13 protein-coding genes are annotated in these 15,854 nt (G+C 65.9%); 7 read left to right on the top strand and 6 right to left on the bottom strand.

Annotated features, from left to right (window positions below):
• Positions 1 to 13 precede the first annotated feature (13 nt).
• The 3 genes from rimO (at position 14) to G6P99_RS23805 (ending at position 4,176) form a co-directional block, all read left to right on the top strand.
• The gene (gene rimO / locus G6P99_RS23815) at positions 14 to 1,339 is read left to right on the top strand and encodes a 30S ribosomal protein S12 methylthiotransferase RimO (RefSeq protein WP_029081870.1); all 1,326 of its coding nucleotides are present in this window, start codon (positions 14 to 16) and stop codon (positions 1,337 to 1,339) included.
• Positions 1,340 to 1,480: 141 nt separating this feature from the next.
• The gene (locus tag G6P99_RS23810) at positions 1,481 to 2,731 is read left to right on the top strand and encodes a tetratricopeptide repeat protein (protein ID WP_029081871.1); all 1,251 of its coding nucleotides are present in this window, start codon (positions 1,481 to 1,483) and stop codon (positions 2,729 to 2,731) included.
• A gap of 248 nt (positions 2,732 to 2,979) precedes the next feature.
• Positions 2,980 to 4,176, top strand: a complete 1,197-nt coding sequence (locus G6P99_RS23805; RefSeq protein ID WP_029081872.1) for an acetylornithine transaminase — start codon at positions 2,980 to 2,982, stop codon at positions 4,174 to 4,176.
• Between the two features lie 101 nt (positions 4,177 to 4,277).
• On the opposite strand, the gene G6P99_RS23800 is transcribed toward G6P99_RS23805, so the two are convergent.
• Genes G6P99_RS23800 through pcsA form a run of 3 tightly spaced genes read right to left on the bottom strand, consistent with a single transcriptional unit; the run spans position 4,278 to position 6,783 of the window.
• Entirely contained in the window at positions 4,278 to 5,252 is a 975-nt protein-coding gene (locus tag G6P99_RS23800) for a quinone oxidoreductase family protein (RefSeq protein ID WP_029081873.1), read from the bottom strand.
• Between the two features lie 59 nt (positions 5,253 to 5,311).
• Entirely contained in the window at positions 5,312 to 6,058 is a 747-nt protein-coding gene (locus G6P99_RS23795) for a TerC family protein (RefSeq protein ID WP_029081874.1), read from the bottom strand.
• The gene (gene pcsA / locus G6P99_RS23790; RefSeq protein WP_029081875.1) at positions 6,055 to 6,783 is read right to left on the bottom strand and encodes a phosphatidylcholine synthase; all 729 of its coding nucleotides are present in this window, start codon (positions 6,781 to 6,783) and stop codon (positions 6,055 to 6,057) included. The genes G6P99_RS23795 and pcsA overlap by 4 nt, the downstream gene beginning before the upstream one ends.
• A 133-nt stretch (positions 6,784 to 6,916) precedes the next feature.
• Here pcsA and G6P99_RS23785 point away from each other — a divergent pair, with 133 nt between their 5' ends.
• Positions 6,917 to 8,101, top strand: a complete 1,185-nt coding sequence (locus tag G6P99_RS23785) for a UbiH/UbiF family hydroxylase (RefSeq protein ID WP_029081876.1) — start codon at positions 6,917 to 6,919, stop codon at positions 8,099 to 8,101.
• Positions 8,102 to 8,164: 63 nt separating this feature from the next.
• Here the strand turns inward: G6P99_RS23785 and G6P99_RS23780 are convergent, their stop codons facing one another.
• Positions 8,165 to 9,118 (bottom strand): AEC family transporter, encoded by a 954-nt coding sequence (locus G6P99_RS23780; protein WP_029081877.1) that lies wholly within the window; start codon positions 9,116 to 9,118, stop codon positions 8,165 to 8,167.
• A 121-nt stretch (positions 9,119 to 9,239) separates the two neighbouring features.
• Here G6P99_RS23780 and hspQ point away from each other — a divergent pair, with 121 nt between their 5' ends.
• A complete protein-coding gene (gene hspQ / locus G6P99_RS23775; RefSeq protein ID WP_024584048.1) occupies positions 9,240 to 9,572 on the top strand; it encodes a heat shock protein HspQ in 333 nt (110 codons plus the stop codon).
• A gap of 56 nt (positions 9,573 to 9,628) precedes the next feature.
• Here the strand turns inward: hspQ and G6P99_RS23770 are convergent, their stop codons facing one another.
• Entirely contained in the window at positions 9,629 to 10,903 is a 1,275-nt protein-coding gene (locus tag G6P99_RS23770; RefSeq protein ID WP_029081878.1) for an MFS transporter, read from the bottom strand.
• Between the two features lie 371 nt (positions 10,904 to 11,274).
• On the bottom strand, positions 11,275 to 12,108 hold the full coding sequence (locus G6P99_RS23765; RefSeq protein WP_029081879.1) for an invasion associated locus B family protein: 834 nt from the start codon (positions 12,106 to 12,108) through the stop codon (positions 11,275 to 11,277).
• 385 nt (positions 12,109 to 12,493) lie between these two features.
• Here G6P99_RS23765 and G6P99_RS23760 point away from each other — a divergent pair, with 385 nt between their 5' ends.
• Positions 12,494 to 14,230: an extracellular solute-binding protein gene (locus G6P99_RS23760; RefSeq protein WP_165128963.1), complete on the top strand. Its 1,737-nt coding sequence runs from the start codon at positions 12,494 to 12,496 to the stop codon at positions 14,228 to 14,230.
• Between the two features lie 36 nt (positions 14,231 to 14,266).
• A complete protein-coding gene (locus tag G6P99_RS23755; protein WP_156928665.1) occupies positions 14,267 to 15,820 on the top strand; it encodes an AMP-binding protein in 1,554 nt (517 codons plus the stop codon).
• The last annotated feature ends 34 nt before the right edge of the window (positions 15,821 to 15,854 follow it).

Genomic DNA, 15,854 nt, shown 5'->3' with positions numbered 1-15,854 from the left:
GATTTGGGTAGATATGCAAGAGGCGGCCGCGCCGAAAGTGAGCTTTGTGTCCTTGGGGTGCCCCAAGGCGCTGGTCGATTCCGAGCGCATCATCACCCGGCTGCGCGCGGAAGGCTATGAGCTCGCGCGCAAGCATGACGGCGCCGACATCGTCATCGTCAATACCTGCGGCTTCCTCGACAGCGCTAAGCAGGAATCGCTGGCCGCGATCGGCGAGGCCATGGCCGAGAACGGCAAGGTCATCGTCACCGGCTGCATGGGCGCCGAGCCGGAGCAGATCGAGAGCGCCTATCCCGGCGTGCTCTCGATCACGGGGCCGCAGCAATATGAGAGCGTGCTGGACGCCGTGCACCGCGCGCTGCCGCCGGCGCACAATCCGCACCTCGACCTGGTGCCGCCGCAGGGCGTCAAACTGACGCCCCGGCACTACGCGTACTTGAAGATTTCCGAAGGCTGCAACAACCGTTGCAGCTTCTGCATCATCCCGAAGCTGCGCGGCGATTTGGTGTCGCGGCCGGCCAATGACGTGCTGCGCGAGGCCGAGCGGCTGGTGAAGGCCGGCGTCAAGGAATTGCTCGTCATCTCGCAGGACACCTCGGCCTATGGCGTCGACCTGAAATACGCCGAGAGCCCCTGGCAGGATCGCAGCGTCCGCGCCAAGTTCTTCGACCTCGCAAAAGAGCTTGGCGAGCTCGGCGCCTGGGTGCGGCTGCAATATGTCTACCCCTACCCGCATGTCGACGAGGTCATCGGCCTGATGACCGAGGGCAAGGTGCTGCCCTATCTCGACATCCCCTTCCAGCATGCGAGCCCCGACGTGCTGCGCGCCATGAAGCGGCCGGCCGCGCAGGAGAAGACGCTGGCGCGGATCCAGAAATGGCGTGAGCAGTGCCCCGAGCTGACGCTGCGCTCGACCTTCATCGTCGGCTTCCCCGGCGAGACCGATGCCGATTTCGCCTATCTGCTCGACTGGCTCGATGAGGCCGGAATCGACCGCCTCGGCTGCTTCAAATACGAGCCGGTGGCCGGTGCCACATCGAACGCGATCGGCAATGCCGTGCCCGACGAGGTCAAGCAGGAGCGCTGGAATGCGCTGATGGCGCGGCAGCAGAAGATTTCGGCCCGGCGCCTGAAGCGCAAGGTCGGCACCCGCCAGCAGGTGATCATCGACGAGGTCGGCCCGACCGTGGCCAAGGGCCGGTCAAGGGCCGATGCGCCCGAGATCGACGGCGCGGTCTATCTCACCAGCCGCCGGCCGCTCAAGGTTGGCGAGATCGTCACCGCGAAGATCGAGCGCTCTGACCAGTACGACCTGCACGGCAGCGTCGCCGGATTCTAGCTCCAGGCCATTCCTTCAAGACCTCCACGGGTGCCGGGCATCGCCCGTTCGAGTGAACCCGGCGGCAGCCTGGGCTCACAAAGCAGTGGCGGCCATTCGGTCGTACGGAGCCTGGTCTTGCGGCGATCATGGAAGCGACTGTTGGTACGCGGCCGACTGGCGGCCGCCGTCCTGATCTGGCTGGCGCCGGGGCTCGCCGCCACGGCTGCTCTCGCCGAGCCTCAGCCATCATCCGAAGCCACCGCACAGGCCTGGTGCTTCGGCAACAAAGATCCCGCACAGCGCATCGGGGGCTGCAGCTTCCTCCTCGCCCTGCGCAAGTTGCGGGAGAAGCAGCGCGCCGGCGCCTCCCTCAACCGCGGCGGCGCCTTTCTCGAAAGCAACGATCTCGACCGCGCGATCGCCGACTTCACGGACGTGATCAAGTACGAGCCGATGCGCGCGAAGGGGCTGGCCAACCGCGGCGAGGCTTATCGCCGCAAGGGCGATGTCGCTGCGGCGATCGCCGATCTCGATCGGGCCATCGCGCTCGATCCCAGGGATGCGATCGCATACTACAACCGCGGCATCGCCCACAGCGACCGTGGCGAACCTGATCTCGCCATCGCCGACTACAACGAAGCAATCAGCCTCAGCCCGAAGGATGCCTGGTACTACAACAATCGCGGCAACTCCTACATCGACGCCAAACAACCGGACCGCGCGCTGGCCGACTATGATCGCGCCATCCGTCTCGATCCGAAATTCGCGCTCGCCTATTTCAATCGCGGCAATGCCTATCGCGGCCGCGACGATCTCGAACACGCGCTGGCCGACTACGACACGTCGCTCCGGCTCGATCCCCGCTATGCGCCGGCTTACGGCAACCGCGCCCGGCTGTTTCGCGATCGTGGCGATATCGATCGGGCACTGGCCGATCTCGATCAATCGCTGCGGCTCGATCCGGCCGGCTACCGCGACTATTACGCGCGTGGCAATTTGCATCTTGGACGGCAGGATTACCCGCGCGCATTCGACGATTTCAGCAACGCGATCAAGTTCAATGCGAAATACGCGGCAGCACTCAACGCGCGTTGCCTGACGCGCGTGATCCTGGGCCAGGCGCAGCAGGCGCTCGCGGATTGCGAGCAGTCGCTGCAATGGAAGCCGGACGATCCCTACACGCTCGACAGCCGAGGAATCTGCCGCATGAAGCTCGGCGAGCTTGACGCCGCGATCGCCGATTTCGATGCGGCGCTGAAGATCAACCCGAAACTGCCGAGCTCTCTCTATGGCCGCGGCGTCGCACGGCGCAAGAAGGGCGACGCCGACGCGGCACAGGCCGACATCGCGGCCGCCCAGGCAATTCAAGCCAAGATCGCCAGGGAATTCGCGCCCTACGGCGTCGAGTGACGCGCTGTCGGCGCTTGACATCGCCTGCCCTCCCGCTGTATGGCCCTGCGCCATGAAGCTGAACCGGACCCACCGCCAGGCCATCCGCCGTCGTCGCACCCGCGACGATGATGGGCTGCGCCATGTCCGACGCCAGCGCTGATTAGCTAGATCAGCCAAGGTTTTCGAGAAGGCCGCGCCCCCAAAGCGCGGCCTTCTCGCTTTTCGGCCTGCCCTTAATCCCCACACCGACCCCAGAGGAGATCGACATGACCAACGCCACGCATCCGTTCGACGCGCTGATGGAAATCACCGCCCGCCCTGAAGTCGTGTTCGTGCGCGGCGCCGGCTCGTATTTGTGGGACCACAACCGCAACCGCTTTCTCGATTTCGTGCAGGGCTGGGCGGTGAATCCCCTCGGCCACTCGCCGACCATCGTTGCCGATGCGCTCGCCGCGCAGGCCAGGCGGCTGCTGACGCCGAGCCCGGCGTTCTACAACGAGCAGAGCCTGAAGCTGGCGAAGATGCTGGTCGACAAGAGCTGCTTCGACCAGGTGTTCTTCGCCAATTCCGGCGCCGAGGCCAATGAAGGCGCAATCAAGCTCGCGCGCAAATACGGTGCCAAGTACAAGAACGGCGCGCACGAGATCATCACCTTCGAGGGCGGCTTCCACGGCCGCACGCTCGCGACCATGTCGGCCTCGGGCAAGAAGGCGTTCGAGCCGCTGTTCGAGCCGAAGGTCTCGGGTTTCCGCAAAGCCAAGCTGAACGACATCGAGTCGGTGCGGCAGCTGATCACGTCGTCCACGGTTGCGGTCATGCTCGAACCGATCCAGGGCGAAGCCGGCGTGTGGCCCGCGACGGATCAGTTTCTCAGGGATTTGCGGGCGCTCACCCAGCAGCGCGGGCTGCTGTTGATCGTCGACGAGATCCAGACCGGCATGGGCCGGACCGGAAAGCTGTTCGGTTACGAGCATGCCGGGATCACGCCTGACATCATGACGCTCGGCAAGGGCATCGGCGGCGGCGTGCCGCTGGCGGCGCTGCTCGCGACCGAGCATGCCTCGTGTTTCGATCATGGCGATCAGGGCGGCACCTTCAACGGCAATCCGCTGATGTGCGCCGCCGGCCTTGTCGTGCTCGATCAGGTCGGCCAGCCCGATTTCCTGAAATCGGTTGTTGACGCCGGCCTGCTGCTCGAGCGCGAATTGCAGCGGCTGTCGGCGCGGCACGGGCTCGGCGACATCAGGGGCCGTGGCCTCCTGCTCGCGCTCGATCTCAAGATGCCGATCGGCGCGGCCGTCGTCGCCGAGGCGTTTGCCGCCAGCGTGCTGATCAACTCGCCGCAGCCGGACACGCTGCGCTTCATGCCGGCGCTCAACGTCACGCGGGAGGAGATTCTTGCGATGACCGACTGCCTGGATACGGTGCTGACGAAGGTGGGCGCGGCACGACGGGTGGCTTAACAGCCACTACGCTCGTCATTGCGAGGAGCGAAGCGACGAAGCAATCCATATATCCCCGAGTGGAGACATGGATTGCTTCGCTACGCTCGCAATGACGAAAACTACGGCCGCAGGATCGCCGCGCCCGTGGTCGCCCGGCTCTCCAGCTCGATATGCGCCTTCGCGGCATCCTTCAGCGCATAGGCGTGATTGATCGGCACGTGCAGCTTGCCGTTGATGACGGCCGCGAACAGCGTGTCGGCGCCTTCGAGCAGTTCCTTGCGGGTGCCGACATAATCGTTGAGCTTGGGCCGCGTCGCGAACAGCGAGCCGTGGTTGTTGAGCTCCGCGAGCGCGAACGGCGGCACCGGACCGGAGGCATTGCCGAACGAGACGAACAGGCCGCGCGGCCTGAGGCAGGCCAGCGATCCCGGGAAGGTGGTCTTGCCGACGCCGTCATAGACGACGTCGCAGAGCTCGCCGCGGCTGATCTGCTTGACGCGTTCGACGAAATTTTCCTCGTTGTAGAGGATGACGTGGTCACAGCCATTGGCGAGCGCGATGTCGGCCTTCGCCTTGGAGCCGACGGTACCGATAACATTGGCGCCGAGCGCGTGCGCCCACTGGCAGGCCAGCAGGCCGATGCCGCCGGCCGCGGCGTGGATCAGCACCCGATGGCCCTGCTCGACCTTGAAGGTCTTGTGCAGCAGATACCAGACCGTGAGCCCCTTGAGCATCAGCACGGCGCCCTGCTCGTACGTAATGTGGTCGGGCAGCTTGACGAGCTTGTCCGCCGGGATGACGCGCTCGGAGGCATAGCCGCCGAGGTTGTAGTAATAGGCGACGCGGTCGCCGACATGGAAATTGGTCACCCCGGGGCCGACCGCCAAAACCTCGCCCGCGGCCTCGTTGCCGGCGATGAACGGCAGGCCCGGCGCCTTGTAGAGGCCGGTGCGGAAATAGACGTCGATGAAGTTCAGCCCGACCGCGTGCTGGCGGATCCGGACTTCGCCCGTCCCCGGCGGGCCGACCTCGACGTCCTCATAGGTCAGGACTTCCGGGCCCCCCACCTTGTGCACGCGCACAGCCTTGGTCATGTCGGTCGCTCCCCTCAGATATCAGCGTCACGCGAGCGAATGCCATCGGCGCCGGCTTGTCAACCAAGCGGCCCGGAACCCTGGCGCGCCGCCTTCCTGCGGTTGCGCTTGGCCAGCACGTTGAACATCTCGACCGCGACCGAGAATACGATCGCGAAATAGATGTAGCCGCGAGGAATGTGGAATTGGAAGCCGTCGGCCACCAGCGCCACGCCGATCAGCACCAGGAACGCCAGCGCCAGCATCTTGGTGGTCGGGTGCTGCGCGACGAACCGCGCCACCGGCCCGGACGAGATGTACATGATGGCGCAGGCGATCACGACCGCCGCGATCATGATCTCGATATCCTGCGCCATGCCGATCGCGGTGATGATCGAATCCAGCGAGAACACCAGGTCGATGATGATGATCTGCACGATCACCCAGAAGAACGCGCTGGCGCTCGGCTTGTCGTCGGCCTCCGCCTCGCGCGCCTCGACCTCGCCATGGATCTCGTGGGTCGCCTTGGCGATCAGGAACAGGCCGCCGCCGATCAGGATGATATCGCGCCACGACAGCGCGACGTCCTTGATGGTGATCACCGGCTGCGTCAGCCCGATCAGCCAGACCAGGATGCTGAGCAGCAGGATGCGGAACACCAGCGCCAGGATCAGGCCGATCTGCCGCGCGCGCTTGGCCTGCGCGGGCGGGATCCGCGACACGATCACCGACAGGAAGATGACGTTGTCGATGCCGAGCACGATCTCGAGCGCAGTCAAGGTCAACAGCGCAGCCCAGGCTTCCGGGCTGGTGATCAATTGCATCATGCTCTGAAGGCTTTCATCCGGCGGATCACGGTATCGCTGCCGACGATGTAGACGGCAATGGCGCAGAGACCGAAGGTGATCGGGGCTCCGACCACGAAATCGTTGGCGAGCGTGTACGCGCCGAGCAGCGCCCAGGCGCCGAGCAGCCACAGCGTCAGCCAGCGCAGCCGCACCACGCGGAGCGGGTGCAGCACATGGAACGGGGCAAAGGTCAGCGCGATCAGCGCCGCGACCACGATCGTCGACAGCACCGGCGGCAAATGCAGCAGGAACAGATAGAACGCCGCCGCATTCCACAGCGCCGGGAAGCCACGGAAATGGTTATCGTCGGCCTTCATGCGGCGGTCGGCGAAATACAGCGCGCTCGACACCACGATGCCGATGCCGAGGATCGGCGCGGCCAGCGGCAGCAGCAGGCCGCTCGCGGTGATCGCGTAGGCCGGCACGAACACATAGGTGACGAAATCAACCACCAGGTCGAGCACCTCTCCCGACCAGTTCGGCTGCAGCCGCACCACGTCGAACCGGCGCGCCAGCGGGCCGTCGATCCCGTCGATGATCAGCGCGATCCCGAGCCAGGCGAACATGTTGGCCCAGTGCTCGCGCACGGCTTCCAGCATCGCCAACAGCGCGACCCCGGCGCCGAGCGCCGTGAAAATATGAACGGAGAATGCGGCGGTCCGCATCCGCTCTCGCAACGCATCCCCCTCGCTGGTGTGGTCCATCGGCCGAAGTGCTATCAGGAATCGGCCCGCTTTGCATATGCAGTCTTGCGGCGTTCCGCCGCGCAAACCGTTGGAAACTTTTGGTGGTTACCGATGGCTTGAAAATCGGGCCAACCATGTCAATTGTCCTGATATGACCGACAGCACGCAGGATTATGACGTTATCGTAATAGGCGGCGGTCCGGCCGGATTGACGGCCGCGATCGCCTTGGCGGATACCGGCGCGCGGACCGCGCTCCTGGCCCGCCGCGTGCCCTATGCCGACAACCGGACCACCGCGCTGCTCGGCGCCTCGACCGAGATCCTGGACCGGCTCGACGTCTGGCGGCGCTGCAGCGACAAGGCGGCGGCGCTCAAGACCATGCGCCTCGTCGACGACACCGGCCGGCTGATCCGCGCGCCCGAGGTGCGCTTCACCTCCGAGGAGATCGGCCGCGAGCAGTTCGGCTTCAACATCGACAATCGCTCGCTGGTCGCAGCGCTCGAGGACCGCGCCAGCGAGATGGCCGCGCTGACGCGGTTCGACGACGAGGCCGCCTCGGTGCAGCCGGATGGTGGCGCGGTCGCCGTGGTGACGCGGCAGGGTCAGGCGCTTCGGGCCCGGCTCGTGGTCGGCGCCGACGGGCGCAATTCATTGTCCCGCGAGGCCGCCGGCATCGAGGTGGTCAGCCGCGAGCTCGGACAATCCGCCCTCACCTTCAACATCACCCATAGTCGGCCGCACCGGAACATCTCGACCGAGTTTCACACCGAGCACGGCCCCTGCGTGTTTGTGCCGCTTGCCGGCAACAGGAGCAGCGTGGTCTGGGTCTCGGCGCCCAGGGAGGCCGAACGGCTGATGGCGCTCGGCGACAGCGAATTGTCCGATGCGGCCGAGCGGCAGTCGCATTCGATCCTCGGCCGCGTCGAGGTCCAGCCCGGCCGACACGTGTTTCCGCTCGCCATTGAACGGCCCCGGCAATTTGCCAAAGACCGTGTTGCGCTGGTCGGGGAATCTGCGCATGTGCTGCCGCCGATCGGCGCGCAGGGTCTCAATATGGGACTGCGCGACGCCGCCGATATCGCCGAGATCACCGGTCAGGCGATCGCGCGGGGCGAAGATCCCGGCGCGCCAAATGTGCTGTCGCGCTATCAGGCGGCGCGGCGCCCTGACGTCGCCAGCCGGATCTGGGCGATCGACATCGCCAACCGGTCGCTGCTGAGCGATTTCCTCGGTGTGCAGACGGCCCGCGCTGCCGGCCTGCATCTGATCGGCGCATTCGGTCCGCTGCGACGGCTCGCGATGCGCGAAGGCCTCGCGCCGTCATGGCGGCGCTGACCAAAGCGTTTTCAAGCGAAGTGGCTACCGGTTCGCGTTAAGAAAACGCGTCAAACAAGAGTCTTAAGGAAACACCAGCCGTCCGCTCTGGATGAACCACATCACGCTGGTCAGCGTGACCACCGAGGCGAAGGTGCCGATCAAGACCGCGACCGACGCCGGCTCGATCCAGGTGTCGTTCTGCCGTGCGATCACAAAGACATTGAGCGCCGGCGGCAGCGAGGCCATCAGCACCGCGGTCGCAGCCCAGGGCTGCGCGAACGGGCCGAACAGCAGCATCAGCCCGAATGCCAGCAAGGGGTGGATCAGGAGCTTGATCGCAACCACGCCGGGCACCTCCCACGGCACCCGCTCGAACGGCCGCAGCGCCACGGTGATGCCAAGCACGAACAGCGCCGTTGGTGCCGCGGCGTTTTCCAGGAACTGGATGGTCCGGTCGAGCGCGACTGGCAGCGGAATATGGAATGCGGCGACCAGCGCTCCGAACACGGCCGACATGATCAGCGGGTTCTGCACGATCTGCCGCAGCACCACGCCGAAGGCGTGCAGCAGCGAGGGATGGTCGCGGTCGGTGAGCTCGATCAGGAGCGGCACGATCGAGAACAGGAAGATGCTGTCGCAGCAGAAGATCAGCGCGGTCGGCGCCGCCGCCTTGGTGCCGAGCACGGCGAGCGCGAGGCCAGGGCCCATATAGCCGATATTGCCGTAAGCGCCCGACAGGCCCGCGAGCGTCGCCTCGCGCAGCGAGAGCCCTCCGATCAGCTTGCCTGCGACCATCGCCAGGAAGAACGCGGTCACGGTTCCGAGCGTGGTGGCGATCAGGAATGGCGGGTTGTTCAGCTCCGCGAACGGGGTCTTGGACATGATCCCGAACAGCAGCGCTGGCAACGAAACGTAAAGCAGGAAGAAATTCATCCAGGCGAGCCCGCTCTCGGGCAAACCCTTGGCTTTGCCGCACGCGTAACCGATGAAGATCAAGCCGAAATACGGCAGCGCCAGATTGAGGATATCGATCATTCTGAAAGTAGTTTCTCGGCCAGATTCTGGGTCGTTTTTGCAGGGCTGGAATCGGTAAACCCCGGGTTAATTCGCCGCCATGCCCCTAGCATCGGCCACAATGTTGGTCTATCGACGAACCATGATCAAAGCGCGCACCGCCAAGTTTCAGATCGGGCAGATCGTCCGTCACCGGGTGTTCTCCTTCCGGGGCGTGATTTTTGATATCGACCCGGAGTTCAACAACACCGAGGAATGGTGGCTGTCGATCCCCGAGGATATGCGTCCCCACAAGGACCAGCCGTTCTACCACCTGCTCGCGGAGAACTCGGAGACCGAGTACGTCGCCTATGTGTCCGAGCAGAACCTCTTGCCCGACGATTCCGGCGAGCCGATCCGGCATTCGCAGGTGGCTGAGATCTTCGTGAAGGACAAGTCGGGCGGCTACCGTCCGCGCAATCCGTCGCTGAACTGACGCCCGCTTTCCGTCCGGCGAATGCCGCAGCTTGCGCGCGGCCATGTCTCGCATCCTCATACCGCTTCCCGCCTGGCCAGCGCTACCGCGATCGCCCAGACCGCAAAGCCCGCCAGCGCCAGTCCCGCGCCGACGAGGCCGGTCGACGTCCAGCCATAGCCGGCGGCAACCGCCATTCCGCCGAGCCACGGCCCCAGCGCGTTGGCGACGTTGAAGGCGGAATGGTTGAGCGCCGCAGCGAGGCTCTGCGCCTCGCCTGCGACATCCATCAGCCGGGTCTGCAGCACAGTCGCAAGCGCGCCGCCCAGTCCGATCAGGAACACGTCGGCGCTCAGCGTCCAGAAATTGCCTGCCGCCAGCGGATACAGCGCCAGCGTCGCCGCCGACCACAGCAGGAGCCCGCCGGCCGTGGCCATCAGCGCGCGGTCGGCGAAGCGCGGCACGATGATGTTGCCGGCGGTGAGGCCGGCGCCGAACACGCACAGCGTGACCGGGACCAGCGCGGGCGATGTGTGCGTCACCGCCAGCATGGTCGATGCCAGATAGGTGTAGACCGAGAACAGCCCCCCGAAACCAATCGCGCCGATCCCAAGCGTCAGCCAGACATGCTTGCGCCCCAGCGCCGAGAGTTCGCGCAGCGGGCTTGCGTTGCCGTTGGCGGCGTCGCGTGGGGCGAAGATCAGGACCAGGATCGCGGTGAGCAGCGCGAGACCGGCAACGATCGCGAATGCCCAGCGCCAGCCGATCGCCTGCCCGACCCCGTTGGCGAGCGGAACGCCGATCGTCGTCGCAATGGTGAGGCCGAGCAGCACGCGGCCGACGGCCGCCGTGCGCTTGTCCGTCGGGACCAGCGATGCCGCGACCAGCATGGCGATCCCGAAATAGGCGCCATGCGGCAGCCCGGCGAGGAAGCGCAGCGCCAGCATCGTGTGGTAGTCGGGCGCGAGCCCCGAGAGGCCGTTCATCAGCGCGAAGAAGCCCATCAGCGCTATCAGCAGCGTCCGCCGGCTCATGCGCGCCGACAGCACCGCGATGACGGGCGCACCCACGACGACGCCGAGCGCATAGGCGCTGATCGCGTGACCGGCTTGGGGTTCGCTGATGTGCAGATCATGTGCGAAGAACGGCAGCAGGCTCATGGTCGCGAATTCGGCGATGCCGATCGCGAACCCGCCCATCGCCAGCGCGAGATGGACGATGCCGGGATGAAATGCGCTCGGGACATTGTCCTGGTTGACGCGGACACCAGCATCCGCCGCAGCACGGCCGGTTGGCTGCTGCGAAGGCCGGGAGACCGGCTCGCGCCGCTGCGTGTTGACTTGGTGGGACATTGAGCGACTTCCATGACTGCGAACGACGGATGTCCGATCGTCTCGCGTCATCACTTGTCCGCAGGCAGCCAGGGTTCGCGGAACCTCACGCGCGTGCTCGCGCGTCGAAGGCGCGCTGTCCGCGCTTTCGTCTGGCCTCCCGTATCGGATTTATGATTGTGCTTCGACGCCGGAATTGTCCGGACAAGACACCAACGATGCGCGCTCGCAGCTCGGCGCAATCGAAGTGCCTGCAACGAACATCGCACACGATGTGCACGACAACCAGCGCCGCAGGCTGCCATCAGCCAGTCGGTATCGCATGACAAAAAAGGCGCCCTTCCGGGCGCCTTTTGCTGGTCTCGCGTTGTTTTGAACGCTTGACAGTATTTTTACTTGGAAGCCGGGTTGGCCGGAGCCGGCGTCGCGCCGCCACCGCCCGCACCTTCCAGCTTCTTGCGCTGCTCTTCGGCACGCTTCTGCAACTCTTCCTGCAGCTTCTTCGAGTTTTCCTCGAACACCTTCGGATCGGTCGGCGGGCCGTCATAGGCCTTGGCGAATTCGGTGTTGAGCGGCAGCGGCAGCGTCAGCGGCGCGCCGTTCGAATTGATCGCCTGGACCACGAGGTTCTGGCCCTTTTTCATGTTGGCGATCAGCTCGGGCGTTGCTTCATAGTCGGACATGCAGCCGTTCTGGAAGCAGATCACATAGGGCGCCTGCTGCGGCGGGTTGCCGTCGACGATGATGCGGGTCCCGTGAACGAGCTGCATGCCGAGCGGCAGCGTGACGCGCAGGATCTTCTTCGGCTCGCCTTCCGGCTCGATGATCACGGCGGCGATCACGGGCTGGCCGGACTCGATGCGGCCGTCCTTGCCGGTGAAGCACACCTGCTTGGCGTTGGCTTCCTGGCCCTTCAGGCAGAACTTGGTCCAGGGCGCGTAGATCAGCTGGATCTGCTGGTCCTGGGGCGGCTGCTGGGCGGCCACAGCGGGCGGCTGGCCAGCGGCCGGTGCCTGGGCCGGCGCCTGGGCTGCCGGAGCCTTCGGAGCTGCCTTTGGTGCCGCCTTGGGCGCTGCCTTCGGTGCCGTAGGCGCGGGCGCCGGCGCTGCGGGCTGCTGGGCCTGAGCGGCAGGAACCAGGAGCGCTGCAGACAGAGCCGTCGCCGCCATCAGGGCGACAATTCGCCCATGCGGCCGGACCGGGGCGGCCAAGATACGGAAATTCATTGCGGAAAACCCTTTCTGAACGGCAGCGCCCGAAACCGCTGCAGGCGCCGACACATAGCCGTTTGGGCGGCTGTCTCCTAGTCAATTGAGGCGGATACGTGACTGGCGTTCCCGCCCATCCAATTGCACGCCTTCAATACAGCGGCGCACGGAAAGATCAATGCCGACAACCGCATTTGCGCGCTTGTCACGGCGGGTTTCAGCAGCCTGTGATAAACCTTGGGGCGTGACGTTTCGCGAATCAAAACCGGCGCCTCACAGACGCGTTCCCGGGCGTGTGGGGCACGCCCCGTCGGCCGCACTCTGGCTCGCCTCGGCTTTCGTCCTGGCATTCCTGACGACCGGGCTTGCCCCTGCGCCAGCCGCCGAGAGCCACGCGATCGCGATGCATGGCGCCCCGGCGCTGCCGCCGGACTTCACCCATCTGCCCTATGCCAATCCCGACGCCCCCAAGGGCGGCCGGCTGGTGCTGAGCCCCCGGGACGGCACCTTCGACAGCCTCAACCCGCTGATCGTCAGGGGTCTCGCTGTGCAGCAGCTCCGGGGCTACGCCTATGAGCGCGGCTACGTCTACGAAAGCCTGATGGTGCGGAACAATGACGAGCCGTTCACCCTGTACGGCCTGCTCGCCCGCAGCGTCGAGACCGACGACAACAGGAGCTACGTCACCTTCCATATCGATTCGCGCGCGCGCTTCTCGGACGGGCAACCGGTCACCGCCGACGATGTGGTGTTCTCGCTGACGCTGCTCCGCGATCACGGCCGTCCGCTGCATCACCAGTATTACTCGAAAGTCGCAAAGGCGGAAGTGCTCGACCCGCTCACGGTGCGATTCGATTTCGGCGGCGTCTCGGATCGCGAATTGCCGCTGATCCTCGGCCTGATGCCGATCCTGCCGCGCCATGCCACCGACGTCGCCAAATTTGAGGAGACGACATTCGCGCCGCCGATCGGCTCCGGCCCCTACCGCGTGACGGCGGTCAGGCCCGGCGCCGGCGTGACCTTCACCCGCAATCCCGACTATTGGGGGCGCGAGCTGCCGGTCAACCGCGGCATGTGGAATTTCGACGAGATCCGGCTCGATTACTACCGCGACGCCAACAGCCAGTTCGAGGCGTTCAAGCGCGGCCTCTATGACTTCCGCACCGAGCCCGAACCGCTGCGCTGGCACGACGGCTACGACTTCCCGGCGGTGAAGAAGGGCGAAGTGCTCCGCGATACCATCAAGATCGGTACGCCGCGGCCATCCGAATATCTGGTGTTCAACAGCCGGCGGCCGAAATTTGCCGACGCCAGAGTGCGTCAGGCCCTGGCGCTGCTGTTCGACTTCGAATGGGTCAATCGCAACTATTATTTCGAGCTCTATTCGCGCGCGGGCGGCTACTTTGCCGGATCGGAATTGTCAGCCTATGAGCGCCCCGCCGACGCGCGCGAGCGCGAGCTCCTGAAGCCGTATGCGTCGCATATCCAGCCTGACATCCTCGATGGCCGCTACCGCCTGCCGGTCACGGACGGTTCAGGACGCGACCGCAATGTTCTCCGCAATGCGCTCGCGCTGCTATCCGACGCGGGCTACGCGCTCGACGGCACGGTGTTGAAGCAGCGCTCGACCGGGACGCCGCTCCAGATCGAGATCCTGGTCACGACCCGCGAGCACGAGCGGATCGCCCTCGCCTACCAGCGCGACCTCAAGCGCGCCGGCATCGACGCCGCGGTGCGGGTGGTCGACGCCGTGCAGTTCGAGCAGCGCAGGGTCGCCTACGATTTCGACATGATCCCCATCCGCTGGGACCAGTCGCTGTCGCCGGGCAACGAGCAGTGGTTCTACTGGGGCAGCCAGGCCGCCGACGTGCCGGGCACGAGAAACTACATGGGCGTCAAGGATCCGGCGATCGACGCCATGATCGAGGCGCTGCTGGCGGCGCGGGAGCAGCCGGCCTTCGTCTCGGCGGTGCGTGCGCTGGACCGGGCCTTGATGTCGGGCTTCTACGCTATCCCCCTATTTAACTCGGGAGAGCAATGGATCGCGCGCTGGAATCGGATAGAACGGCCTTCGACCACGGCGTTGACCGGCTACCTGCCGGAGACCTGGTGGGAGAGGCCCAGCGCGCAACCCAAGTGATGTCACGTGACGTGATGCGATACCACCCGACGCGGCATGACCTGGTCCGATCGAAGCGATGCAACCGACGTTGAACCCGTGAACCAGTCGATCACCTCGCCAACGCTCGATACCCTGTTCAAGCGCACCTTGGCGCGGCAGCCCGACGCGTTGGCGCTGGTCGACCCGCTCAACAAGCAGCGCATCACCGGACAGACCCGCAAGCGCCTGACCTATGCCCAGGCCGACCGCGCGATCTCGGCGATCGCAGCCCACTTCGTCGAGAACGGATTGCCGGCCAACACCGTGATCGCAGTCCAGATGCCTTCCACGGTCGAGTTCGCCCTGACGGTGCTGGCCGCCTATCGGGTCGGCCTCGTGGTGGTGCCGCTGCCGCTGTTGTGGCGGCAGGCCGAGCTGATATCCGCTCTCAACCGCACCGCGGCGCGGGCAATCGTCACCTGCGGCAGGATCGACGGCGTCTCCTATGCCGACATCGCGATGAACGCCGCGGCGGAGGCCTTCTCGATCCGCCATGTCTGCGGCTTCGGCACCGATCTGCCCGAAGGCATGGCGTCGCTCGATCAGGCGATCCTGCAGGACTCCCGGACCTCGCGGCCGATGCTCCAGGATGGCCGCAAGCCGGCGCTGATCTCCTTCGACGTCACCAGCGAAGGCCCTCGTCCGGTGCCGCGCGCCCATTTCGGCCTGATCGCCGGCGGGCTCGCGATGTCGCTGGAGAGCGACCTGGCGCAGGGCGCCACCATCATGTCGGCGTTTGCGCCGATGTCGTTTGCCGGCGTCTGCTCGTCGCTGGTGGCCTGGCTCGTGTCGGGCGGCACGCTCGTGCTGCATCACCCGTTCGACGATGAGGCGTTCGAGACCCAGTTCAACGACCACGGCTGCGACACGCTGATCGCGCCTGCGCAACTCGCGCTGCGGCTCGACGAGCGCGGCTTGTCGGAGCGCCTGCCCACCCTGCGCAACGTGATCGGGCTCTGGCGCACGCCGGAACAGGTTGCCTCCAGCGCGCACTGGACCTCGCGGCGCGTGACCATGACCGACGTCTACCTGTTCGGCGAGGCCGGGCTGTTCGGCGCCCGCCGCACCGCCGAGGACGGCTCGCCGGCCCAGATCAAGCCCGGTCCGCACAGCGCGCCGCGTGAAGCTCCCGGCGCATCGATCGCCGGCGAGATCCTGCTGACGCCGAAGGGCACGCTCGGCCTGCGCGGCCCGATGGTGCCGGTCGCGGCCTATGCGCCGCCGCCTCCGCCGGGCGACACCCTGATCGCGCCGCCGCCGCGCGATTATGTCGATACGGAATATGCCGCGCGGGTCGATCGCGTGACCGGCGCCATCAACATCACTGCCCCGCCGTCGGGGGTGATGACGGTCGGCGGCTACCGCTTCCTTGCGCAGGAGCTGCAGGAATGGTCGCGCCGCCTCGGCCAGGGCGCGCTGCTGACGGCGCTGCCCGACCGCCTCAGCGGCCACCGGCTCGCAGGACGTGCGCAGGACAATGCACGAGCCCGCGACGCGCTCGCAGAACTTGGCCTTAACCCCTTGATGGTCGAGGCATTTCGCGACCGCGGCGGCGCTGGACTGGGTTAAAATCTTATCATTGCGTTAGTCTTATCATTGTGTT

The organism is Bradyrhizobium sp. 6(2017) (assembly GCF_011058295.2).
Lineage (GTDB): Bacteria > Pseudomonadota > Alphaproteobacteria > Rhizobiales > Xanthobacteraceae > Bradyrhizobium > Bradyrhizobium septentrionale.
The sequence above is the reverse complement of the archived record's forward strand: the minus strand, read 5'-3'. Positions and strand labels throughout refer to the sequence as shown.